We start from the raw sequence: 23102 nt of genomic DNA, 5'->3' as shown, positions 1-23102 counted from the left end.
TGTTCAGGGCGCGGGCGGGGGTGGGACGGTCGGATATCCTTCGAGAGGCTTGTCCGGGATCGGCTCGGGAGCTTCCTGCACGCGGCGCTCGCTTCGCGGCGCCCGGACCGGGCGCGGCCGGGCGGCGGGGGCCTGCTCGAAGGCATCGGGAGCAGAGGCCTGCGGCACCGGATAGATCGGCGCTCCGGCCTTGCCGAGTTCCGGCGCAGGCGACGGCGCATCGCCGATCGGGCTCCAGCCCGTACGCCGCAGCGAGGCGTTGATCGAATAGCTGTAGGCGAGGCGCAGCAGCGCCGCCTCGGTGGCGACGGGGTCGCAGACCCTGATGCGGACCGAAATCACGCCCGATCTCGGCATGAACAGGCTGTCGCCGCTCGCGATGCGCTGCCAGGCATAGAGGCAGGCTTCGCCGCCTACTCCGCGCCCGAACGCATAGCTGAAGGGGCCGTATTTGTTCTGGACGAAGACGGCTGCGGGCGCCATGGCGATTCCGGGCAGGCGCTCTTCCATTTCCTGGGCAATGGAGAAGTCGTCGATACCCGGTTCGCGCAGCAGATTGCCCTCGACGCCGAGCCTGTCGGGCAGATCGGTGACGGTGAAGAAGGCGGCATGGATGGCATTTTCACCCGGCGTGCGGCCGCGCGTCGTCAGCGAAATAACCTGCGAGACGGCATTGTCGTAGCTGCGTTGCGTGACGCCGGTCACAGGGAGGCTGCCGGGCGGCGGCAAGACCATCGCCCTGCCGACATCGACCGTGATGGACCGCGACGCGATCATCAGCTCGGAATCGGAAAGCTTCTGCTCGCCGCAGCCTGCGATCGTGAAAAACAACCCGGCCGCCGCGGCGGACATCGCCACATGACTGAGTGTTGGACGTCGCACCGTGGGGTGTACGGGCGGTAGCTGCCTCGAAACACTCATTGGCGTGCCGTTCGATGTCTGCTCGGCATCGTCATATCGCGACCATTGGTTAACACAGGTTAACGCATAGTTAACTGTGGCCGCGCGGCTGTGAGCCGACGGTCAGCCTGAACTCCCCCCCTTCCGCAATACAGATGATTCGCGGGTTCATTCCAACTGTGGATCGCTTTCGATTGCGACAGCTCAAAGAATGTTCGCGAGTCGACCGATGAACACAGATCGGCTACCGGCCGGCAAAGATGATTCGCGGTGGCACGGTTTTTTCTTTCCGGCGCATCGGAAAACCGTGCCCGGCATTGCTCCGCCGCGGTCGAATCAACCCGAAAACACCTGTGGAGAACAGAGATGCCCGGCTAAGCGAAGCCGGGAGGCGGTGAGATGCTGCCGCCATATCCTCTCATATGCCCGAACGGGCTTGCACCGCTGCGCGGGGCACGGCAACAATGGCTGATGATCAGGATATCGATAGCTGCAAGCGTGGTCGCCATCCTCGTGGCAGGCTGCGTCTCATCCCAGCCCCGTGCGGTTCCGGCTGCTTCGGGCGGCTCTGCCAAGCGGATCGTCCGCGACAGCGCACAGCTCATCCTCCCGGACGGTACGCGGGTGAACCCGGACTCGACCGGCGGCTTCGAGCTGCCCAATGGCGATTACGTCAAACGCGATCCCGGCGGCGCGCTCATTCTGCCCACGGGCGCGCGCTGCCTGCCGGATCAGGGCGGCTATCTCTGCCCCTGATCACGACAAAGCCCTTCCGGGCCGATAGGTCGGCCCGGTCGCAAAGTTAGGTCATTGGCTGGTCCGGACGGGCAGCGGCGCCGTCTCAGGTGCTCTGCCGACGCGAGGTCTTCCCGGCCGAAGCTTGCTTTGACGGCATCTCGGCAGCCTGCTGGCCTGACGGCCGCGAGACGTTCTCATCCTCCAGCACGTGGTTGTGGCTGCGATAGGCCCAGATTTCCTTGGCCGCGTCCCAGTGCTCGCGGTCACGCCCCTCGGGCTGGCCGTCCTTGATCCACAATGCGTAGGCGATCTTCCTGATCTCGTGCTGGGATTTCTCGTCCTGCATGTCGCGTCTCCATGATGGTTCCCCATTCGCGGGGGATCCTGGTTTCGGAGAGGGCAACGGCTTCAGCCGTGCACGGGATCAACGAGGTTCGCGAAGCGCTGTTCCCTCTGCTGGTTCGAAAGATCGCGTGCGAAGCGATGCTCAGGCTTTCGCCGGAGCAAGCACCGGTTCGCCGGGCGCCTTCGTCTCGGGCTTGGCCGGGCGGCGCGCATAGCGTTGCGCCAGCACGGCGCAGGCGAAGAGCTGAGCCTGATGGAACAGCATCAGCGGCAGCACGATCAGGCCGAGCGCCTGACCGGGGAAGAGGATATTCGCCATCGGAATGCCGCTCGCCATGCTTTTCTTCGAGCCGCAGAAGACGATGGCGATCTCGTCCTCCTTGGAGAAGCCGAGACGGCGGCTGGCGAAGGTCGTGATCACCAGCACGGCGGCGAGCATGACGATGTCGAGCCCGATGACGAGGCCGAGGTCGGCGAGCGTGACCTGCGACCAGATGCCGGCGACCATGCCCTCGCTGAAGGCGGCGTAGACGACGAGCAGGATCGAGCCGCGGTCGACCAGCGAGATCGGCGCCTTGTGGCGCTGCAGGAACGGCCCGATCCAGCGACGCAGCAATTGCCCGGCGACGAAGGGCAGCAGGAGCTGCAGCGCGATGCTTTCGACGGCGCGTGTGCTGAAGCCACCGCCCTTCGAATCGAGCAGCAGCACGACGAGCAGCGGGGTCAGCACCATGCCGAAGAGGTTGGAGACGGAGGCGCTGCACAATGCCGCCGCGACATTCCCGCGGGCGATTGAGGTGAAGGCGATCGAGGATTGCACGGTCGAGGGCAGGATGCAGACGAAGATCAGCCCTGCTACCAGTTCCGACGGCAGCCAGTTGCCGAAGGCGCGGGTGAGAATGAGCCCGAGAACCGGAAAGAGCACATAGGTGCTGGCGAAGACGAGCGACTGCAGTCGCCAGTGCAGCAAGCCTTCCCAGACTGCCACCGGCGACAGGCGCGCGCCGTAGAGGAAGAACAGCAAGGCGACCGCCACCGAAACGGCGTCATTGGCGACTTCCGCGCCGACGCCGCGTGCCGGCAGCACGGCTGCGACCGCGACCGTCGTCATGAGCGCGATGAGATAGGGGTCGATGCCGAAGCGGGCGAGCGTGCGGCGGATCATCTGCGGTCCTTCCGATTGGATGCAGCCTTGTAATCCCTTTCATGTTCATTTTGATCCGGACTGGACATGATATCGCTCATCATGGATCGTGATTGGCATGGAACTGGACAAGAAGCCGCTCGATTCCGTCCTCCTGCAGAGCTTCCTCAAGGTCTGCGAGACGCTGAGCTTCACGGAAGCCGCGCGCCAGCTCGGCCTGCGCCAATCCTCGGTCAGCCAGCACGTCGCGCGGCTGGAGAAGCGGGTCGGGCGACGCTTGCTGGCGCGCGACACGCATGAGGTGCGCCCGACACCGGACGGCGACGCCATTCTGCCCTTCGCGCGAGAAGCGCTCGATGCTGGTCGTCGGATCGAGCGCTATCTCGAAGGTTCGACCCTGCGTGGGCGGCTCAGGCTCGGAGTCTCCGAGGATTTCGCCTACACGGCGCTGCCGGACATCCTGGCCGAGTTCGCCATGCAGCATCACGCAGTCGACCTGGAGCTGACGGTGGGCCTCAGCGGCTTGCTCTACGAACAATATGATGCCGGCGATCTCGACCTGATCTTCGCCAAGCGCCGCAAGGGTGACGCGCGCGGCGAGGTCGCCTGGCAGGAACGACTCGTCTGGGTCGGGCGTCCGGGCGCGCGGCTCGCCGAGCAGCGCGAGGTGCCGCTGGTGCTCTATCCGCCGCCGAGCATCACGCGCGTCCATGCGATCGAGACGCTGGAGCAGGCGGGGCGACCCTGGCGCGTCGCCTGCACCAGCGGCAGCTTGGCGGGCCTTCGCGCGGCAGCGGTTGCCGGGCTCGGCATCACCGCCCATTCGGCGCGGTTGATCCCGCCGGGGCTTGCCGAGGTCGAGCCGCGCGAGGTGCTACCAACGCTCGGGACGATCGAGTTCGTTGTTATCGGCGGCCAGTCGCATCAGGAGGCGGCGCGGGCGCTGGCAACCAGCATCCTGTCGAGCGCCGGGCGCATCCTGCCGGAAGCTCCTGCGCGGCGCGGGCGAAAGCCCTAGTCCCGCGCCAACGCGACCACCGGGTCTAGACTCGCGGCGTTGCGGGCCGGCAGGAAGCCGAAGGTCAGGCCGATCAGCGTCGAGCAGGCTATGGCAGCTACGAAGGCCTCGCCCGAATAGATGAAGCTCACCTGCGAGCCCGAAGCCTCGAAGGCGAAGCCGATGGCGAGCGCCATCCCGATGCCGAGCGCGCCGCCGATAAAGCAGACCAGCGAGGCCTCGATCAGGAATTGCTGGAGAATGTCGCTGCGGCGCGCGCCGACAGCCATGCGCAGGCCGATCTCGCTGGTGCGCTCGATCACCGAGACCAGCATGATGTTCATCACGCCGATGCCGCCGACCAGCAGCGAGATCACCGCAATCGAGGAGATCATCAGCGTCATCGTCGCGGTGGCGCTGGTGATGGTGTTGCGGATCTCGTCCTGGTTCAGGATGAAGAAGTCCTTGGCGCGGTGGCGGTGGGTCAGGAGTTCCGTCACGGCTTCCTGCGCGGCGGCCATCGGTGTCTCGTCGTCGACGCGCAGCGTGATGCTGCGTAGCGAGAGGTCGCCGAGGAAACGGCCCTGCACGGTGGTGTAGGGCAGGAAGACCTGCGGGTTCTGGCTGCCGCCGAAGCCGCCCTGCTGCTGGCGGATCACGCCGACGATGCGGCAGGGCACCGAGCCGATCAGGATCACCGTACCGATCGGGTTCGCCCGTCCCTGCGGGAAGAGCACGCCCAGCGCGTTCTCGTCGATCACCACGTCCTGCGCGAGCGTGCGGACATCCGCGGCATCGAAGAAGGAGCCGCGCGTCAGCACGCTGCCGCGCACGTCGAAATAGCGCTCGCTGACGCCGTTGACCTGCGCGGTGGCCTCGACATTGCCGAAGCGGATCGTCGCGCTCGTCGTCACCGTCGGCGTCACGCTGGCGGCATAGGGCTGGCCGGCGAGGACCTGGGCGTCGAGCACGGTCAGGGTCCGCACGCGGCCGGAGCGCAGATCGCCAAAGCCGGCGCCTGGGAAGATCTCGAGCGTGTTGGTGCCGAGGCCGGAGATGTTCTGCAGCACATTGCGCTTGGCGCCCTCGCCGAGCGCGACGACGCTGACCACGGCGGCGATGCCGATGACGATGCCGAGCATGGTCAGCGTCGTCCGAAGCTTGTGGGCGGCCATGGCGCGCACCGCCATGCCGAACGCCTCCTTCAGCCGGCCGAAGACGGCGCGCAGGCGCCCCGCCGGCGGCGGGACAGGAGAGGGCGGAGGCACCTTTTCCGAGCGCGGCGCCGTGCGCCGGTCGGCGATGATCCTGCCGTCGCTGAGCTCGATGATGCGATGGGCGCGGTTGGCGACATTCATGTCGTGGGTGACGAGAATGACGGTGTGCCCCTCGCGGTTTAGCTCCTCGATCAGGGCCAGCATCTCCTCGCCGCTCTTGCGGTCGAGCGCGCCGGTCGGTTCGTCGGCGAGGAGGACGCGTGCGCCGTTCATCAGGGCGCGTGCCACCGAGACGCGCTGCTGCTGGCCGCCGGAGAGCTCGGAGGGGCGATGCGTCTTGCGGGGGCCGAGACCGAGCCGGTCGAGCAGCGTCGCGGCGCGCTTCTCGCGCGGACCCGGCGGAATGCCGGCATAGATCGCGGGGACCTCGACATTGGCGAGCGCGGTCAGCTCGGAGAGCAGGTGATAGCGCTGGAAGACGAAGCCGAAATATTCGCGCCGGAGTCGGGCGAGTTCGTCCGGGTCGAGGTCACGCGTCGGCCGGCCGTCGATCTCGTAGGTTCCGCCGGTCGGCCGGTCGAGGCAGCCGATGATGTTCATCAGCGTCGACTTGCCGGAACCGGACTGGCCGACGATCGCGACCATCTCGCCCGCCTCGATCACGAGATCCGCGCCGTCGAGCGCGGCGACGGTCGCCTCGCCGGTGCCGAAATCGCGCCGGACGCCCGCGAGACGGATGAGCGGCACGCCCATCGTCAGAAACCGAAGGGCGAGCGGGAACGGCGTGCCGGGCGGGTCGCGTCGGCGCCGCCGCCGCTGCGCGCAGTGACGACGCGCTCGCCCGCCTTCAGGCCTGTGGCGATCTCGGCGACGATCTTGTTGTCGAGACCGATCGTGACCTTGCGCTGCTCCACCTTGCCATCCTCGCCGAGCACCTCGACGAAGGCGTTGGGGCCGCGGCGGCGGATGGCTGTCGAGGGGATGGTGACGACGTTCTGGGCCCGGCCGACGATCACCGTGACCTGCGCGGTCATCGAGGTCAGCAGGCGGCCCTCGGGATTCGGCACCTCGAAGAGGGCGTTGTAGTAGACCGCGCTGGTGCTGGAGGCCGAAGAGCTGCTGCTCGCCGTGGAGGACGAGGTCGTGTTCTGCGTCTTCAGCGTGTCGGGCGCGGGCTCGACGAAGGAGATCTTGCCGGGGAAGCGCTGCTCGGGCGCGCCGAGCACGCTGAAATACACCTCCTGCCCGGCCTTCACCCGCAGCACGTCGGCTTCGGAGATCTTCGCCTTGACCGTCATGGTCGAGACGTCGCCGAGCACGACGACGGTGGGCGCGGACTGAACGGCGTTTACCGTCTGGCCTTCCTGCGCGACGAGGGCGAGGACCGTGCCGGCGCTCGGCGCGGTGATGCGAGTGTAGCCGAGATTGGCCCGGGCGGTCTCGACCTTGACCTGGCCCGAGACGATCTGGGCGTCGAGCGCCTCGATCTGGGCTTGCGTCGTCGAGACGGTCATCTGCGCGTTCTCGTAGGCGTCGCGGGAGACGGCGTTCTGGCCGACCATCAGCTTCTGGCGGGCGAGCACGGCCTCCGCATAGGCGAGGCTGGCGGAGCGCTCGGCGCGCTGCGCCTTGAGTGCGGCAAGATCGGCTTCGGCCGAGCGCAACGTGTTCTGCTGGGTAATGCCGTCGATCTCGGCGATCAGGTCGCCTGCCTTGATGTTGTCGCCGAGCTTGACCTTGAGCGAGACGACGCGGCCGGTCGCTTGCGAGCCGACGCTGACCTGCCGGACCGGTTCCAGCGCGCCGGAAGCGAGCACGGCTTCCTCAACATTGCCCATCGCTGCCTCGACGGTCGGCAGGTTGACGGTTTCAGCCGGTGCGGGCTGTCGTGCCTGCCAGAGGTAGTAGCCGCCGACAGCGGCGACGATCAGGGCAGGGAGCAGGAGGCGGCGCGGCCTCATGGTTGCGGTTCCTCTACGGGAATAAGGCGTAGGCGCGGCCCGGTTTCGCCGTCGATCACGGCCGGCGCCGAGACTTCGACGGGCCTGAGCCAGCCGCCGCCGAGCGCCTTGTTGAGAGCGATGAACTGTGTCGCGAGCGTGACCCGGCTTTGGATCAGCGCCTCCTCGGCGCCGAACTGGGTGCGCTGCGCCTCGAGCACGTCGAGGAAGCTCGCATTGCCGGAGGTGTAGAGCGCGCGCGAGAGCTGCGCGGCTTGGGTCGAGGCCTGGGCGGCTTCCGACAGGCTGCCGAGCCTGATCCGCTCCTGCCGCAAGCCCACAAGGCTGTCCTCGACGTCCTGCAACGCGGTCAACACCGTCAGCCTGAACGCCGCGTCCTGCCGGTCGCGCTGGGCCCTGGCCGCATCGACGGCCGCCGCGAGCTCGCCGCCGTTGAAGATGGGGACGCTGAGGCTCGGGCCGATCGTCCAGCCGATGGCGCTGTTCTTGGCGAGATCGCCGAGCTTGAGCGCCGAGGTCGAGATGTTGCCGGTCAGCGAGACCGAGGGATAGCGGTTGGCCTCCGCCTGGCCGATCCGCGCCGTCGCCTGGGCGAGCAGGCGCTCGGCCGAGCGGACATCGGGCCGGCGACGCAGCACGTCGGCAGGAATCCCGGTGCGCGGCGGGGCGGGTGTCGCGGGGACTGCGGCTGCGCGCGCAAAATAAGGCGCCGTCGCCGCCGGCGGGCGCCCGATCAGCACGGCCAGGCGATGCTGGTTCTGGGCGAGCGAGGTTTCGAGCAAGGGGATCTGCGATTCCGTGCTCGCGGCCTGGGCGGTGGCCCGGGAGGTGTCGATGGCGGAGATGTCGCCGGCGCGGAAGCGCGTGCGGGTCAGCGCCTCAGTCTCACGTTGCGTTTTGGCCGTGCTGCGGGCCAGCGCGATCCGCGCCTGCAGGCCACGCGCCTCGACATAGGTCGACGCAACATCGCCGATCAGTGTCAGCATTGCGCCGTCGAGGTCGTCGAAAGCGGAATCGGTGCCATAGGTCGCGGCCTCGACGGCGCGATCCTGTGCGCCGAAGAGGTCGATCTCCCAGGAGGCATCGAAGCCGGCGCGGAAGCTGTTGCGCGTCACGATCGCAGAGCGGGAGCGTATGGCGGAGGCGTTGCCGTCGACCTGCGGGAAGAGCGCGCCGACCGCCTGCTCGCGCGTGGCCCGGGCCTCGCGGATGCGGGCCTTGGCCTGGGCGACGTCGAGATTGCCGGCGATGGCCTGCTCGACCAGCGCGTTCAGCGTCGGGTCGCGCAGGGTGCGCCACCACTCGCTCGGTTTCGGCGCCTTCGGCCCGCTATTCGCAGCGCTCCAGCGTTGCGGCAGGTCAAGCGTAGGTGGCGTGTAGTCCGGCCCCACGGCACAGGCGCCGAGACCCAGCGCCAGCATCAAGAGGGGAGCGGGGCGAATCATCGCGGCCAGAATGACGGGAAAACCCGAGGCCGCCAGCCTTTCACCCCGTCCATGCGCAATATTTCGTCCCTACGGCGATCCCGCCAGAAGGATAGCCGGTCAGGTTGCCCGGCGCATTGCGGCTATATGACCATCCGGTGCGACAGCGTCTTGACGGTCATGTAATGGGCCAGCCCTTCGGCGCCGCCCTCGCGGCCATAGCCGCTATCCTTGACGCCGCCGAACGGCACTTCGGCGACGGAGGCCTCAAGTGTGTTGATCGACACGTTGCCCGCTTCGATACCTTCGGCGAGTTGGTCGGCGCGCGCCGCAGAGTGCGTGAAGCCGTAAGCCGCGAGGCCGAAGGGCAGGGAATTGGCCTTCTCTATGGCTTCCTCGACCGTGCGGACGGGATTGATGATCGCCATCGGCCCGAAGGGCTCCTCGCGGAGCGCGCGGGCGTCGTCCGGCAGCTCCGTGAGAACGGTCGGCGGAAAGAAATACCCGCGATTGCCGAGGCGCTCGCCGCCGGTCAGAACGCGCCCGCCACGGGCCCGCGCATCGGCGGTCAGCGCTTCCAGCGCCTCGATGCGGCGATGGTTGGCGACAGGCCCCATCTCGGTCTTCGCGTCCAGGCCGTTGCCGACCGTTACGGCCTGCGCCCTCTCGACGAAGGCCTTGGTGAAGCGTTCATAGATATCCTGCTGCACGAAGAAGCGTGTCGGTGAGGTACAGACCTGGCCGGCATTGCGGACCTTGCGGGTGGCCGAGAGATGGGCTGCGGCAATGGGGTCGACATCGTCGCAGACGATGACCGGGGCGTGGCCCCCGAGCTCCATCAGCACCGGCGTCATGTGGCGCGCGGCCAGTTCGGAGAGGTGCTTTCCGACCGCTGTCGAACCGGTGAAGGCGACGAGGCGGGTCTGCGCCTGCGGGATGAGATAGCCGGAGATTTTGGCGGGAACGCCGAAGACGAGGTTGAAGGCGCCGGGCGGCAGGCCGGCATCGTGCAGCGCACGCGCGATATGGAGGGCGCCGGCCGGGGTCTCCTCGGCCGCCTTGATGATGATCGAGCAGCCCGCCGCGAGCGCGCCCGCGATCTTGCGGCAGGGCTGGCTCATCGGGAAATTCCAGGGCGAGAACGCCGCGACCGTGCCGACCGGCTGATGGGTGACGATGTAGCGGATGCCGGGCTCGCTCGGCACGACGCGGCCATAGGCGCGCTGGCCCTCGGCCGCGTCCCATTCGAAGAATTCGCAGCCTCTGATCACCTCGAGCCGGGCTTGGGCAAGTGGCTTGCCGTGCTCCATCGTGATCGAGTGGGCGATCTCTTCGACGCGCTCGCGCATCAGCGCAGCCGCCTTCAGCATGATCTCGGCGCGGATGCGCGGCGCCACGCGGCTCCACACCTTGAAGCCTTCCGCGGCGGCGGCGAGCGCATCGTCGAGATCGGCATGGGAGGCGAGGGGCACGGTGCCGATGACGCTTTCGTCGGCCGGATTGATCACCGCCTGCTCTTCCGCCGTCTTCCGCCAGGCGCCACCGATATAGAGCTTGAGATCGGGATAGGTCGTCATGAAAGCCTCGGCTGGCGGTGCGTTCAGCGGTCTGTTCGGGTGGTTTCCGCCATTCTCAGGGGGACCATAGGGGGCGGCTTATTCTGTGATCCAGTCGGCTAAATCAGATAAATTCAGATCGATCTGGTTATGAATGAGCTGCGCTCGTTGCGTGCGTCATTCTCGGGCGAAGCCAAGCTTCGACCCGAGAATCTCGCGACGGCGGGCTGGCCTCCGAGATGCCCGGGTCAGGCCCGGGCATGACTTGGAGGGCATCGTCTAACGCACCAGCGTCCGCACGCGGTTCTCGATCAGCCTGACCAGTCCGAGCGCCGTCATCTCCGAGGATTTCGGATTCGATGCGAGAGGCCGGTTCTCGATGGCAATATCGAGTTTGCCGAAGGCGCCGCGGGCGCTGAGCTTGTGGCCGTTGCCAGTGGCGGCGGGGTCGGCGACGAGCTCGACGCGCGTTCGATCGAGCCCGATGCCGGCCAGTGCGGAGATCACCGCGACATTGGCGTTCTGCGGGAAGCGTGAGGCGGCCTCGCGGGCCGTGCCGGAGAAGAAGACCTTCGCATCGGCAAGCCCATCGAGCGCGATCAGGCTTTCGGCCGAAGTTCCGCGCCAGGCGGCCGGCGGCTTGACGATGCGATGGACGACCTCGTCGAGCGGGAGCAGGGCCGCGGCCGCGATGCCGTCGATGCCGGCGAGCGCGCCGGGCGGGATCAGGATCTGGCTGCCCCGGTTTTCGGCGGTGACGATCAAGCGATCGAGCAGCGCGTCGTCGCAGAAGGCGCTGGTCGAGGCGACGGCGAATGCCGGGGCGTTTCCGAGCGCTGCTTCGCCCCAGATGCCGACCGCCTCGCGTCCGGCGGCCTCGACGATGAGATCGAGGTCGAGAGCGGCCAGCTCGTCCGGTGTCGTGATCAGTTTGGCACCGGCCGGGATGTCACTGGCCGCAGCGGGGTTACGGACCGCGATGGCCGCAATAGTAATGTCGCCGCCGTCCCGCTGGGCCAGAAGCTCGGCAACGCGGCGATTGATGGCACCCCAGCCGATCAGGGCAAGGCGCAGCGGCTTGGCCGAACGCGTCGTCATGAGCCTTCAGCCGTTCTCAACGCAAGGTCGAGGAGCGTGCCGCCGTTCAGTCCCTCCAGCATGCTGAAATGATGGCCGGGGCAGATCAGGGGCGCCGGCGCTTGCCATGTTGCGGCGAGTGCCGCCGATTGCGCCTTGAAGGCGTCGCTCTCGCCTTCGCCGACCGCGAAAGCGATCCGCGTGGCCTGCGGGCGGGGCTGGGCGATCGGGCTGAGCCGCGTTGCGCGCGCGGCATCGTCGAGGCCGAGCAGGCGGCCGAGCGGCAGGTTGCCGAGCGGGTTGAGGTGGTAGAGGCCGGAGAGCAGCAGGGCAGAGGCGATCGGTGGGGCATCCGGCGCGCAGAGCACCATCGCGGCGAGATGTCCACCGGCGGAATGACCGGAGATGTGCAGGCGCGTCGGTTCGAGGCCGAGCGCATCGGCTTCGCGGACGAGGTAGTTCAGCGCTGCGACGCTCTGGGCGAGACTTGCTTCCAGCGGCGTATCAGGTGCCAAGCCGTAATTGGGCATGGCGACGGCATAGCCGGCATCGAGCAGCGCCTGCGCGAACTGGGCATGCTGGACCTTGTCCGAGGCCTGCCAGTAACCGCCATGGATGAAGACGAAGATCGGAGCGCGCGTCGCCCCGGCCGGGCGGTAAAGGTCGAGCGTCTCAAAGCGGCCGGGGCCATAGGCGAGATCGGCGGCGCCATGGCGGGCGCGGAAGGCCTCGCCGTCGCGGCTCCATTGCCGGAACAGCGCCTTCATGTCGGCTTGCAGGCGCGGGCTGTATTGCCGGCCGAGCTCGCGCAAGCTGTAGTCCTCGACGATGGTCTCGGGCAGCGGCTGCGGCGCGGCGTGGCGGGCGCGGATGGTCAGCCCGGCTTCCGCTCTCGGCTGAAGGCGGATCGGCGGGCGGAAGCCGGCGAAGACCTCGCGGTAGGCCAGTTCGACGCTATGGCGGGAGAGATGGAAGGCCTCGGGCCGGTCTGTCTCCCAGATCATTTCGCGCAGATGATGCGGGCCGCAGCCCGCGGCGATGAGCCCGCCAAGGATGTCGCTCAGTGCATCGCGCAAGGCCTCGACCGGGTCGTTCTCGGCGCTGTGCGCGATGATCTCGATGAGGTCCGTTTCAGACGCCGACATAACGATGCACCAGTTCCGCATTGGCCGCGAGGTCGGCGCTGGAGCCCGACCAGACCGTGCGGCCCTTCTCGATGATGTAGTGCCGGTCGGCGATGCGCTTGAGGACATTGATGTTCTTGTCGATCAGCAGGATCGACTGTCCCTGCGCCTTCAGCGCCTCGATGCAGCCCCAGATCTCGGCGCGGATCACCGGCGCCAAGCCCTCCGTCGCCTCGTCGAGGATGAGGAGCTTCGGGTTGGTCATCAGCGCCCGGCCGACCGCGAGCATCTGCTGCTCGCCGCCGGAGAGGGTGCGGGCCGACTGGCCGGCGCGTTCCTGCAGCCGGGGGAAGAGCGCGTAGACACGGCTTAGCGTCCAGGGCGAGGAACGCTTCAGCCGGTTCGAAGCGGTGGCGACGAGGTTTTCGCGCACGCTCAGCGTCGGGAAGACCTGCCGGCCCTCCGGCACGAGGCCGATGCCGCAGCGGGCGATCTTCTCGGGCGCGATGCCGCGCACGTCCCGGCTCTCGAAGCGGATATCGCCGCCCTTCGGCGCCAGCAGCCCCATGATCGAGCGCACCGTCGTGGTCTTGCCCATGCCGTTGCGGCCGAGCAGGGTCACGACCTCGCCCTCGGCGATATCGAGCGCGACATCGAACAGGACCTGGCTCCTGCCATAGGCCGATTGCAGGTTGCGCACGCTCAGCATCAGGCGTCTCCCTCGCCGAGATAGGCGGTGCGCACCTCCGGATTGTCGCGGATCTGTTCGGCCGTGCCGGTGGCGATGACGCGGCCATAGACCAGCACGGAGATTCGGTCGGCCAGCGCGAAAACCGCCTCCATGTCGTGCTCGACCAGCAGCATGGTGACGCGGCCCTTCAGCGCGGAGAGCATCGCGACCATCTGCTCGCTCTCGACGTGGCCGAGCCCTGCCATGGGTTCGTCGAGCAGGAGCAGGCGCGGCTCGCAGGCCAACGCGATTGCGAATTCGAGCTGCTTCTGCTCGCCATGAGAGAGATCGGCGACCTTGACCTCGGCGCGGTGGCTGAGGCCCGCCGTGGCGAGATGCTGGCGGGCGCGGCCGCGCAGGCTCTCGTCGCGCCTGGCATTGCCGAAGAAGCGGAAGCTGTGGCCGTCATGGGCCTGCACGGCGAGCGCGACATTGTCGAGCATCGTGAAGTCCGGCAGGAGCTGGTTGATCTGGAAGGTGCGGGCAAGGCCTCGCGCGACGCGCTGCGGCGTCGACAGCGCGCCGATTTCCTCGCCTTCGAGCGTGATCGCGCCCTCGTCATGGGTGAGTTCGCCGAAGAGCTGCGTCAGCAGCGTGGTCTTGCCGGCGCCGTTGGGGCCGATCAGCGCGTGGATCTCGCCGTCGCGTATGTCGAGATCGACGCCATCGGTGGCAATGAGCCCGCCGAAGCGCTTGCGCAGGCCACGGATCGAGAGGAGCGTCGCGGTCATGGCGCGCTCCTGCCGAGGCCGACGCGGCTGATCAGCCCGTTGAGCCCGCCCTGCGTGAAGAGCACCACAAGGAGCAGGATCGGACCCAGAACGAGCTGCCAATGCTCGGTCCAGCCCGTCAGCACGGTCTCGAGGATGACGAGAGCGGCGGCGCCCAGCAGGGGCCCGAGCAGTGTGCCGACGCCGCCGAGGATGACCATGATCATCAGCTCGCCGGATTTGGTCCAGTGCAGCATGTCGGGGCTGACGAAACGCAGATAGTTCGCCATCAGCGCGCCCGCGAGGCCGGCGCCCATGCCGGAAATGACGAAGGCGGCGAGCTTGTAGCGATAGGGCGCGATGCCGATCGCGGCCATGCGCCGCTCGTTCTGGCGGATGCCGGCCAGCACCATGCCGAAGCGCGAGCCGACGATGCGCCAGAGCGCGAGGAAGACCAGCGCCGCGACGACGAGGCAGATGAAGTAGAAGGTCACGTCGTCGCGGGTGTTGAGGTCGAAGAGCGCGTTGCGGCGGCGGATCGTCATGCCGTCATCGCCGCCATAGGCCTTTAGCGAGACGAACAGGAAGAACAGCATCTGCGCGAAGGCGAGCGTGATCATGATGAACTGTACGCCGCTGGTGCGTAAGGACAGCGCGCCGATCACGCAGGCGAAGAGGCCGGCGACGAGGATCGCGGCCGGCAGGGTGAGCAGGAGCTGGTCTGTGCCGGGGATGAAGCCGAGGAAGAGGGCGTCGTCCATCATCGTGCGGTAGAGAATGCCGACGGCATAGCCACCGATGCCGAAGAAGGCGGCGTGGCCGAAGGAGACCATGCCACCGAAGCCGAGCGCGAGATTGAGGCTGGCGGCGGCGATGGCGTAGATCAGGACGCGTGTCGCCAGCGGCACCAGCGCGGGCTGGCCGAGCGCTTTGACGACGAAGGGCAGGGCGATCAGCGCGGCGGCGAGGGCGACCAGCGCGATGATGCGGCCCAGCGCGGGCGTCGCGGCATGTGGGCGGGTGATGGCGTCGTCAGACATGGGCGGGGAACAGTCCCTTGGGCCGCACCAGCAGCACGATCGCCATGAGCAGGTAGATGCCCATCGAGGCGAGGCCGGCGCCGAGCGCATCGGCCTCCGAGCCGGTCATGACATGGCGCAGCAGGCCGGGCATGAAGGCGCGCAGCGAGGTGTCGACGAGGCCGACGATCAGCGCCCCGAAGAAGGCGCCGCGGATCGAGCCGACGCCGCCGATCACCACCACGACGAAGGTCATGATCAGGATCTGCTCGCCCATGCCGACCTGCACGGCGAGGATCGGCCCGGCCATCAACCCGGCAAGGCCGGCGAGCAGGGCTCCGAGCCCGAAGACGGCGGTGTAGAGCAAGCGGATGTCGACGCCGAGCGCGCGCACCATCTCGCGATGGGTCGCACCGGCGCGCACGAGCATGCCGATGCGGGTGCGGTTGATCAGGAGATAGAGGCCGAGCGCCACGAGCAGGCCGACCGCGATGATGGCGAGGCGATAGACCGGGTAGGTCAGGCCGGGCAGGAGTTGGACCGAGCCGTTCAGCGCAGGGGGAATCGAGACGAAGAGCGGCTGGCGTCCGAACAGGATGGTCACGCTCTGGTTGAAGATCAGGATGAGCGCGAAGGTCGCCAGCACCTGATCGAGATGGTCCCGCGCATAGAGCCGGCGCAGCACGACCAGCTCCATCACCATCCCGATGACGGCGGCGGCGGTCAGCCCGGCGATCACCGCGAGCAGGAAGGAGCCGGTCTGGGCGGCGGCGAAGGCGGCGGCATAGGCGCCGACCATGTAGAGCGAGCCATGGGCGAGGTTGATCACGCCCATGATGCCGAAGATCAGCGTCAGCCCGGCCGCGAGCAGGAACAGCATCACGCCGAACTGCAAACCGTTGAGCAATTGTTCGAGAACGAGCGTCATTTTTGTCGGGGCTAGAGTGAGCCGCGTTCGCTTGGGAACACCGGCGTTGTTCCAGTTTCGTCATGCTCGCCCTTGTGGCGAGCATCCACGTTGTGAACAGGGCCTTGACCAGCGAAGACGTGGATGGTCGGGACAAGCCCGACCATGACGGCGCGTCTCGCGAGTGGGTAGAATCCGAGCCTTCTACGGCTCAGAGCTTGCAGTCCTTGGCGTAGACGTCGCTGTGGTTGCTCAGCACCTTGCCGGTCGTCTTAAGCACCGGCGTGCCGTCGGCGGCCTTCTCGACCTTGAGCGAATACCAATCCTGCACCGGGTGCTGGTTGGGGCCGAATTTGAAGGCGCCGCGTACCGACTGGAAATCCGCCTTGGCGAGCGCCTTGCGCAGGGCCGGCACATCGGTCTTTCCGCCGGTCGCCTTCAAGGCCGAGGCGATGGCGAGCGCGGTGTCGTAGCCCTGGCTGGCGTAATAGGTCGGCACGCGGTTATAGGCCTTGGTCCAGGCCTCCATGAACTTCTTGTTGGCCGCGTTGTCGAAGTCGGTGTTCCAGTGGGCGGTGACGCTGAGGCCGAGCGCGGCGTCGCCGACCGCCTTCAGGGTGGTGGCGTCGAGCGAGGGCTCCGCCAGCACCATCGGCACCTTTCCGAGCAGGCCGGCCTGCTGGTACTGGCGCAGGAAGGCGATGCCGAGGCCGCCCGGATGGAACTGGAAGACGACGTCGGGATTGGCCGCGCGGATCTGCGCCATCTCGGGGGCGAAGTCGGTCTGGTCGAGGCGGGTATAGACCTCGCCGGCGATCTCGCCCTTGAACAGGCGCTTGAAACCGGTCAGCGCATCCTTGCCGGCCTGGTAGTTCGGGGCGAGGATGAAGGCCTTCTTGTAGCCGAGATTGGTGGCGTACTGACCGGCGCTCTCATGCAGGCTGTCGTTCTGCCAGGCGACGACGAAATAGTTCTCGTTGCACTCCTTGCCGGCGAAGTTGGACGGCGCGGCATTGGGGCTGACATAGAGCGCGCCGGAATCGACGATATCCGGCACGGTGGCGCCGGCGACGTTCGAGAAGACGATGCCGGTCATGATCTTGATGCCGTCGGTCTTCAGCATCTTCTCGGCGATCTGCTTGCCCTGACCGGGTTTCAGCGCGTCATCCTCGACCACGAGCTCGACCGGCACGCCGCCGAGCTTGCCGCCTTCCATCTCGATGGCGAGCTTGAAGGCGTCGCGGATGTCCTGGCCGAGATAGCCGCCGGGGCCCGAGAGCGTGGTGATCATGCCGATCTTGACCGGCTGCTGGGCCAGCGCCGTGGAGGCCGCCAGCGTGGCCGCGATGCCGAAGAGCAATCCGCGCAGTTTCATCATGGACTCCAGTCGTTCCGTTCTGCCTCTGAAATGGTTCGACGCGGCGTTTCTGCGCCGCCGCGCTTATGCGTATTCCGATGACAAGCGCCGCCCGAGCGAGCGGCGCCTACAGCATGGCATCACAGGCAGACCCAGCCCGCCGGCGGCTCCTTGCCGGGATGCAAGGTGCCGCAATGCGGGCAGGTGCGAGCCTGCTCGTTGCCGTAGAACTCACGGTAGAGCGGCGGCAGGTCGTCGACAATGCTGACGAGGTCGACCTCCACACGATGGACGAGGCCCTGGCATTCGAAGCAGTACCATTCGAAGGCGTCGAGCCAGCCCTCCGGCCGCTTCGGCTCGATGACGAGACCAATCGAGCCCTCCTGAGGGCGTTGCGGCGAGTGGCGCACATGCGGCGGCAGCAGGAAGATGTCGCCCTCGCGGATCGTCACGTCATAGTGCTTCCCGTCATCGACCAGCTTGAGCATCATGTCGCCCTTGAGCTGGTAGAAGAACTCCTCGACGGGATCGTCATGATAGTCGGTGCGGCGGTTGGGGCCGCCGACGACCGTCACCATCAGGTCGGAGTCGGTCCAGATCTGCTGATTGCCGACCGGCGGCTTGAGCAGATGCTTGTGCTCCTCGATCCACTTGTTGAAGTTGAAGGCCTTCAGCCGCCCTTCGGTCGCCATCTCTCCACCTCTCCCGTTCTTGTCTCGGATCTCGTTCAGCCGGCCTTGGCCAGGGGGGCCCGGCCGGGCTTCAGGCCGCAGCTCTCGAAGGCGGTGCGCGTCGCGGCCTTCTCGGCCTCGGTCAGTTCCAGCATCGGCGGCCTGACGCGCCCGCCGACCTGCCCGAGCAGCTCCTGCCAATACTTCTGGTGGGCGTGCGGCTTCTCTGCCGGGCGTGTTCCGCGAAGGGCCTCGCGCACCGGATTCAGGCTGTCGCGGATGGCGCGGGCCTTCTCAGCCTCGCCGCGGAAGGCGAGGTCGGTGTATTCGCGCATGCGCAGATCGTTCGCCGTCTGGATGAGATAGGGCGGCGACGAGCAGAGATAGAGCTGCCAGCCGAGCTCGAGGATGTTGTCGAGCCACTCCTCCTCGGAGGCCGTGCTGACCAGGATGCGGTCGCCGGCAAGGCGGGTGAGCTCGGCATACATCGGGCGTGGCACGCTGTACTTGATCGCAACCACGTTCTCGATATCCGCTAAGCGGTTGCAGAGTTGTGGGCTCATCAGATAGCCGGAATCCGGGTGGCTCCAGAGCGCGATGCCGATATCGACCTTCTCGGCGATGGTCCGGTAATATTCGTAGAGCGTCTCGTCCTGCGCCTTGAAGAAATGCAGGATCGGCGCGTGCACCACGATGTAGTCGGCGCCGACCTTCTGGGCATGGCGGGCGAGGTCGATCACCACATCCATGTTCTGGTCGGAGCAGGACATGATCGTCTGGCCGCGCCCGGCGGAAGCCTCGACGGCCAGCTCGAAGCTGCGCTTGCGTTCCTCGATCGACATCGAGAAGAACTCGCCCTGCTTGCCGGCGATGAACAGCCCGTCGATCCTGAGGTCGTCGAGCCAGTGGCGGATGTTCTGGCGGAAACCGTCCTCGTCGATGGCGAGGGTATCGGTGAAGGGCGTGAGCGCGGCCGCCCAGATGCCTTTCATATGGGCGCGGGCATAGGCCTTGGCGTCCTTCTTGGCGTATTTCATGGAAGACTCACCCTCGCATTCCCGCACGGTCCGGGCTGGGCGGGCGGCGATGGCGAGGGCCGGCCTTGAGCCGCTCATCCGCCGCCGCCTTTCCGCGTCCCCGCCAGGCGTCGCCCCGGATCCGATTGGGGCGATGAGGAATGATGGCATGACAGGCGGGGTATACGGCAACTCGTAACATTCGTATGAATTCGGAAGCTCTCCTTATAAATCGGGAAATCCATGGCGATCACGCTGCGCCAGATCCAGGCCTTCCTCGCGGTGACCGAGCAGGGCACGTTCACCAAGGCGGCAGAGCGGCTGCATATGGCGCAGCCGGCGCTCTCGCAATTGGTGCGAGAGCTGGAGCGCGAGCTCGGCATCCGGGTGCTCGACCGCACGACGCGCCGCGTCGAGCTGACCGAGGGCGGGCGCGAGTTCCACGGCGCGGCGCTGAAGATCGCGCAGGATCTGGACACGGCGGTGCAGAACGCCAACGGGCTGGCGGAGCGGCGGCGCGGGCGCATCGTGGTGGCGGTGCCACCGCTGCTCGCGGCCGTGATCATGCCGCCGACCATCGCCGCGCTGCGCGAGAAGCACCCCGGTCTCCAGGTCGCGATTATCGATGCGCGCAACGATCTCGTCGTCGAAGCCGTCCGCTTCGGCCGGGCCGATTGCGGGGTCGGAACCTTCTCGGCGCTGGAGGACAATATCGAGCGCACGCCGCTCGCCCGCGACAGCCTGATGCTGTTCTGCGCGCGGGGCAGCCGATTCGGGGAGCGGGAGAGCGTGCTCTGGCGCGATCTTGCGGAAGAGGAACTGATCACGCTGACTCGCGACAGCGGCATCCGCCTGCTGGTCGAGGTCGGTTATGAAAGCGCCGAGATCACGTTGCGGCCGGCCTATGAGGTGGCGCAGATCACGACGGCGCTGGCGCTAGTCGAGGCGGGGCTCGGCATTGCGGTGCTGCCGACCTATGCACGTGCCGTCGCGCCTTCGGGGGTGGTCGCTCGCCCTCTGGCAGAACCTTCGATCGCGCGCGACATCGTCATGATCCGGCCGAGCGGCCGTTCGGTCTCGCCGGCGCTCTCGGCCTTCGAGACCTTGCTGCGCCGATTCGTGCGCCAACTTGCGCCGAGCGAGGAGAACTGAAGCCGACGGTTAAGGCGGGCTCCATCACGACCGCAAATTGCGAAGAGCCCTTGCCACGAGCTCTTCGCGACCGGATGGGCGCGAACGCGTTTCCTGAACCGACCGAAGCGGACCTCGCCAAGCTGTCGCCGCTTAAGCTGGCGGAAGTCGCCGCAGAGCGCGGTCTCGATCCCATCTGGGCGGGCAGTCAGCAGTAACGAGTATGACCTATTGGCCAGACATTGGCCCGGGGGCTCATTGCGGCAGCGCCGCAGGCTGGTCGACACCTTGCTGGCGGCTCGCGATGCTGGCGCGACCCGCCACTAATGCACAAGGACCGGACCCTCGTTCTTCCACCGATCGGTGGCTGATTGCGATCTGCAATGACAATTAGCCCAACGACCTGAAAACAAGTGCTGCGTTCAGCCCGCCAAATGCGAACGAGTTTGACATGGCAACCGGGATTGCCATCGCCCTCCCTTCATTGGGCACGCAATCGAAATCGCATTCCGGGTCCGGGGCGTCGAAATTTGCGGTCGGAGGGGCCCAACCATTCTCGATGGCCATGATTGTGGCGATAGCCTCGAGCGCACCCGCGGCACCGAGCGCATGCCCGGTAACGCCCTTCGTCGAGGAAATCGGCGGGAGAGGCCGATCGCCGAACAGATGCTTCAAGGCCTGCGTCTCTGTGCGATCGTTGGCACGGGTCCCGGTTCCGTGGGCATTGATGTAGGCCAGATCACTAGCGACCATCCCCGCGTCGGCGAGGGCAAGCTTCATTGCCGCCGTCATGCCAGCAGCGTCGGGCGAGACGATGTCCCTCGCATCGGCGTTGAAACCGAAGCCCGCCGCCTCGATCGTGGGGCTCAGGCCGCGGCTGCGCGCGTGTGCCTCGGTCTCCAGCACGATGACGCCCGCGCCTTCAGCAAGCTGCAGTCCGTTGCGCCCCGCTGCGAATGGCCGGCAGAGGGAGCGCGACATGATCTTCATGGAGTCCCAGGCGAGCAGCGTGCCGGCCGAAAGCGCAGCCTCTGTACCCCCCGCGATAATAATGTCGGCGAGCCCGGCACGCAGGAATTGCATGGCGATGCCGATGGCATGGCTGGAGGATGCGCAGGCGCTCGACGTCACGAAACAAGGGCCGGTTGCACCCGACGCGATCGAAACCCAGCTTGCGGAGGAACTCGCCATCACCTTGGGAACCGTCATCGGGGGAGGACGCTTGTTCTGCTGGTAGAGTCGGGAATACTGTTCATCGACGCTGCACTGTCCGCCGGCGGCGTTGCCAAGGATAACGCCGACGCGTTCGGGGCGCGGCAGGCCATGCTCAAGGCCAGCGGCCGCCAGCGCCCTGCGGGCTGCCGCGACAGCAAACAGCGCATTGCGGTCGCAGGTTGAGGGCGAAATGGGCAGTCCTTCCATGAAGTCTTGGTTCAAGACCTCAGACACACGAATGCCCTTGCCAGGCAAGGCAGATGCCCCGCTGAAGCTTCCCCGCCCCGTCAGCAGAGCCTGCCAAAAGCTTTCCGTGTCACAGCCGCCCGGGGAAACGACGCCGAGGCCGGAAACGACAACCCGCGTCATGCCGCGTGCTTTTGGGCAATAAGTTTGCCGATCTCATCGCAGAGTTCGGCGATCGTTTTCACATCGTTGATGCTGTTATTGGCGTTATAGTCGATATCGATGCTGAACCGGTCTTCGATCTTGAAAATCAGTTCGACCAGATCGAACGAGTCAAAGGCGGTATCTTCGAGAAGCGTCTCAGGCCCCCAAACAATGGCAGCGAGCTTAGGGCGATCGCGCGACGCGTTCTCCTGAATGACCTGCTGAAACAGCTCGATGAGAAGATCGGTCGTTATCGTCGGTGCCTCGCGTGTCATGCCGAGCGCTTTCCCATTCGAATCTGCCTGTCACACATCTGCCGGAGTGCAAGAAGGCCGTAAACAATTTGTCGGTTCAATGCATACGGTCGCGTGTCGTGCAAATTCGTGGAGATCATGGTTGCCCGATGAGGTCCGTGATGGTCCTCGCAATCATTTTTGGCACAGCATGGTGTGGCATATGGCCAACTCCGGGCAAGACCATCACCCGGGCCATCGCGGCCTCGCGCACCAACGCCAATGAGTGACGCTCCGGTGAAACGAAAGCGTCGCGATCGCCGGTGATCGCGAGAATCGGAACCCGCAGCTCTCGGTAACGCAAGGTTTGCGATTTGAGAAAATCATCTGCCGCGACAATGTCCTGAAGATTGCTGCGAAAGGTCTTCTCTCGGTACAGCAGCGGCAGCTCGCTCTCCTTCATATAATTGGGCGGGACGGTTCGCGGCGAGAAGGCGAGAGTCACGCCGTTCGGGAGCAAAAACCTCGCCAAGGGGATGCCTATCAGGCGATTGAAGATCGGTCCGAGCGTCGGCGCGGTCGACAGGGGATGGTAGCGCAGGGCGTTCCCCAGCCAGGGATGCGTGACTGCGCTGAGCAGGACGAGGCCATGGAGCCTTTCTGGCCGCTCGAGCGCGATATGGGCTGCGAGCGGCCCGCCAAGCGAGTGGGCGACGAGCACCAGCCGCTCCGGGGCGATCCTGTCCACCAATCCCATCAGCATCTTGGCCTGGTTTCCGGGATCGGCCATGTCCCAGTCCCCCGGCCGATCACTCCAACCCTGGCCGGGCCGGTCTATGGCGATAACACGATAGTCGCGAAGATGAGGGCCGAGCGCCGCGAGAAGGTCGGCCTGGCCTGCCCAAGCTCCGTGCACGAGAATAATCGTGCCTTTCGATGGCTGCGGAGGCTTGACTTCGCGGTAGTGCAGGGTGGCGCCGGCGACGTTCGCGAAAGTGCCGCGCGGCGGGTAATCTTGAGCGGCTTGAAACCCCAGCCACTCGCTGTAGGCGGCTAAGGCAAGCAGGACCGCGACAAGCCCGACTAGGCTGGTACGGAACCATCGAGGCGATCTGCTTTTTCGAGCAGGCTTGAGGCTGCTGCTTCCTGTCAAATCCGCCTCATGAATCCCGGTAAAGCGAGTGCTCGTATGAAGTGCAGACGCCGCGTTCGATCCTGATACAGGTCATTTCCGCAACGC

Annotated in this window: 22 protein-coding genes; 3 read left to right on the top strand and 19 right to left on the bottom strand. The window is 66.6% G+C overall.

Going from position 1 to position 23102, the window contains the following annotated elements; genetic code table 11:
- Positions 1-3: 3 nt before the first annotated feature.
- Complete coding sequence (bcsN, locus tag AB4Z16_RS06475) at positions 4-831, bottom strand: cellulose biosynthesis protein BcsN (RefSeq protein WP_441510509.1); 828 nt, start codon at positions 829-831, stop codon at positions 4-6.
- Between the two features lie 540 nt (positions 832-1371).
- On the opposite strand from bcsN, the gene AB4Z16_RS06470 reads away from it, so the two are divergent.
- Positions 1372-1656: a hypothetical protein gene (locus tag AB4Z16_RS06470; protein WP_441510508.1), complete on the top strand. Its 285-nt coding sequence runs from the start codon at positions 1372-1374 to the stop codon at positions 1654-1656.
- An 85-nt stretch (positions 1657-1741) separates the two neighbouring features.
- Here AB4Z16_RS06470 and AB4Z16_RS06465 read toward each other — a convergent pair whose 3' ends face one another.
- Together AB4Z16_RS06465 and AB4Z16_RS06460 are read right to left on the bottom strand one after the other, a co-directional pair.
- Entirely contained in the window at positions 1742-1984 is a 243-nt protein-coding gene (locus AB4Z16_RS06465) for a DUF2934 domain-containing protein (protein ID WP_441510507.1), read from the bottom strand.
- Between the two features lie 141 nt (positions 1985-2125).
- Positions 2126-3148 carry a bile acid:sodium symporter family protein gene (locus tag AB4Z16_RS06460; protein WP_441510506.1) on the bottom strand — a complete coding sequence of 341 codons (1023 nt, stop codon included), beginning with the start codon at positions 3146-3148 and terminating at the stop codon, positions 2126-2128.
- A gap of 97 nt (positions 3149-3245) precedes the next feature.
- Between AB4Z16_RS06460 and AB4Z16_RS06455 the strand changes: the two genes are divergently transcribed.
- On the top strand, positions 3246-4145 hold the full coding sequence (locus AB4Z16_RS06455) for a LysR family transcriptional regulator (RefSeq protein WP_441510505.1): 900 nt from the start codon (positions 3246-3248) through the stop codon (positions 4143-4145).
- Here the strand turns inward: AB4Z16_RS06455 and AB4Z16_RS06450 are convergent.
- From AB4Z16_RS06450 to AB4Z16_RS06390, 13 genes are all read right to left on the bottom strand, one after another.
- The gene (locus AB4Z16_RS06450; protein WP_441510504.1) at positions 4142-6094 is read right to left on the bottom strand and encodes a MacB family efflux pump subunit; all 1953 of its coding nucleotides are present in this window, start codon (positions 6092-6094) and stop codon (positions 4142-4144) included. The two genes, AB4Z16_RS06455 and AB4Z16_RS06450, sit on opposite strands and share 4 nt — an antisense overlap.
- A gap of 2 nt (positions 6095-6096) precedes the next feature.
- On the bottom strand, positions 6097-7302 hold the full coding sequence (locus tag AB4Z16_RS06445; protein ID WP_441510503.1) for an efflux RND transporter periplasmic adaptor subunit: 1206 nt from the start codon (positions 7300-7302) through the stop codon (positions 6097-6099).
- Positions 7299-8747 carry an efflux transporter outer membrane subunit gene (locus AB4Z16_RS06440; RefSeq protein WP_441510502.1) on the bottom strand — a complete coding sequence of 483 codons (1449 nt, stop codon included), beginning with the start codon at positions 8745-8747 and terminating at the stop codon, positions 7299-7301. The genes AB4Z16_RS06445 and AB4Z16_RS06440 overlap by 4 nt, the downstream gene beginning before the upstream one ends.
- 122 nt (positions 8748-8869) lie before the next feature.
- On the bottom strand, positions 8870-10303 hold the full coding sequence (locus AB4Z16_RS06435; protein WP_441510501.1) for an NAD-dependent succinate-semialdehyde dehydrogenase: 1434 nt from the start codon (positions 10301-10303) through the stop codon (positions 8870-8872).
- A gap of 258 nt (positions 10304-10561) precedes the next feature.
- Positions 10562-11380 carry an aspartate dehydrogenase gene (locus AB4Z16_RS06430; RefSeq protein ID WP_441510500.1) on the bottom strand — a complete coding sequence of 273 codons (819 nt, stop codon included), beginning with the start codon at positions 11378-11380 and terminating at the stop codon, positions 10562-10564.
- Positions 11377-12504, bottom strand: a complete 1128-nt coding sequence (locus AB4Z16_RS06425) for an alpha/beta hydrolase (RefSeq protein WP_441510499.1) — start codon at positions 12502-12504, stop codon at positions 11377-11379. Before AB4Z16_RS06425 ends, AB4Z16_RS06430 begins: the two co-directional genes overlap by 4 nt.
- On the bottom strand, positions 12491-13192 hold the full coding sequence (locus AB4Z16_RS06420; RefSeq protein WP_441510498.1) for an ABC transporter ATP-binding protein: 702 nt from the start codon (positions 13190-13192) through the stop codon (positions 12491-12493). Before AB4Z16_RS06420 ends, AB4Z16_RS06425 begins: the two co-directional genes overlap by 14 nt.
- Positions 13192-13944, bottom strand: coding sequence for an ABC transporter ATP-binding protein (locus AB4Z16_RS06415; protein ID WP_441510497.1), 753 nt, complete (start codon positions 13942-13944; stop codon positions 13192-13194). Before AB4Z16_RS06415 ends, AB4Z16_RS06420 begins: the two co-directional genes overlap by 1 nt.
- Entirely contained in the window at positions 13941-14963 is a 1023-nt protein-coding gene (locus AB4Z16_RS06410) for a branched-chain amino acid ABC transporter permease (RefSeq protein ID WP_441510496.1), read from the bottom strand. Before AB4Z16_RS06410 ends, AB4Z16_RS06415 begins: the two co-directional genes overlap by 4 nt.
- Entirely contained in the window at positions 14956-15870 is a 915-nt protein-coding gene (locus tag AB4Z16_RS06405; protein WP_441510495.1) for a branched-chain amino acid ABC transporter permease, read from the bottom strand. Before AB4Z16_RS06405 ends, AB4Z16_RS06410 begins: the two co-directional genes overlap by 8 nt.
- Positions 15871-16060: 190 nt before the next feature.
- Positions 16061-17224 carry an ABC transporter substrate-binding protein gene (locus tag AB4Z16_RS06400; RefSeq protein ID WP_441510714.1) on the bottom strand — a complete coding sequence of 388 codons (1164 nt, stop codon included), beginning with the start codon at positions 17222-17224 and terminating at the stop codon, positions 16061-16063.
- Positions 17225-17346: 122 nt separating this feature from the next.
- The gene (locus AB4Z16_RS06395; protein ID WP_441510494.1) at positions 17347-17898 is read right to left on the bottom strand and encodes a 3-hydroxyanthranilate 3,4-dioxygenase; all 552 of its coding nucleotides are present in this window, start codon (positions 17896-17898) and stop codon (positions 17347-17349) included.
- A gap of 35 nt (positions 17899-17933) precedes the next feature.
- Positions 17934-18914: a dihydrodipicolinate synthase family protein gene (locus AB4Z16_RS06390; protein ID WP_441510493.1), complete on the bottom strand. Its 981-nt coding sequence runs from the start codon at positions 18912-18914 to the stop codon at positions 17934-17936.
- A gap of 222 nt (positions 18915-19136) precedes the next feature.
- Here AB4Z16_RS06390 and AB4Z16_RS06385 point away from each other — a divergent pair, with 222 nt between their 5' ends.
- Positions 19137-20045, top strand: coding sequence for a LysR family transcriptional regulator (locus AB4Z16_RS06385; RefSeq protein ID WP_441510492.1), 909 nt, complete (start codon positions 19137-19139; stop codon positions 20043-20045).
- A gap of 369 nt (positions 20046-20414) precedes the next feature.
- Here the strand turns inward: AB4Z16_RS06385 and AB4Z16_RS06380 are convergent, their stop codons facing one another.
- The 3 genes from AB4Z16_RS06380 to AB4Z16_RS06370 form a co-directional block, all read right to left on the bottom strand.
- Positions 20415-21608 carry a beta-ketoacyl-[acyl-carrier-protein] synthase family protein gene (locus AB4Z16_RS06380; protein WP_441510491.1) on the bottom strand — a complete coding sequence of 398 codons (1194 nt, stop codon included), beginning with the start codon at positions 21606-21608 and terminating at the stop codon, positions 20415-20417.
- Complete coding sequence (locus tag AB4Z16_RS06375; RefSeq protein WP_441510490.1) at positions 21605-21904, bottom strand: acyl carrier protein; 300 nt, start codon at positions 21902-21904, stop codon at positions 21605-21607. The genes AB4Z16_RS06380 and AB4Z16_RS06375 overlap by 4 nt, the downstream gene beginning before the upstream one ends.
- Before the next feature lie 115 nt (positions 21905-22019).
- A complete protein-coding gene (locus AB4Z16_RS06370; protein ID WP_441510489.1) occupies positions 22020-23015 on the bottom strand; it encodes an alpha/beta fold hydrolase in 996 nt (331 codons plus the stop codon).
- Positions 23016-23102: the final 87 nt, after the last annotated feature.

Origin of the sequence: Allobosea sp. TAF32 (assembly GCF_052113585.1) — a bacterium.
Classification (GTDB): domain Bacteria; phylum Pseudomonadota; class Alphaproteobacteria; order Rhizobiales; family Beijerinckiaceae; genus Allobosea.
This window is presented reverse-complemented; position numbering and strand designations above follow the sequence as displayed.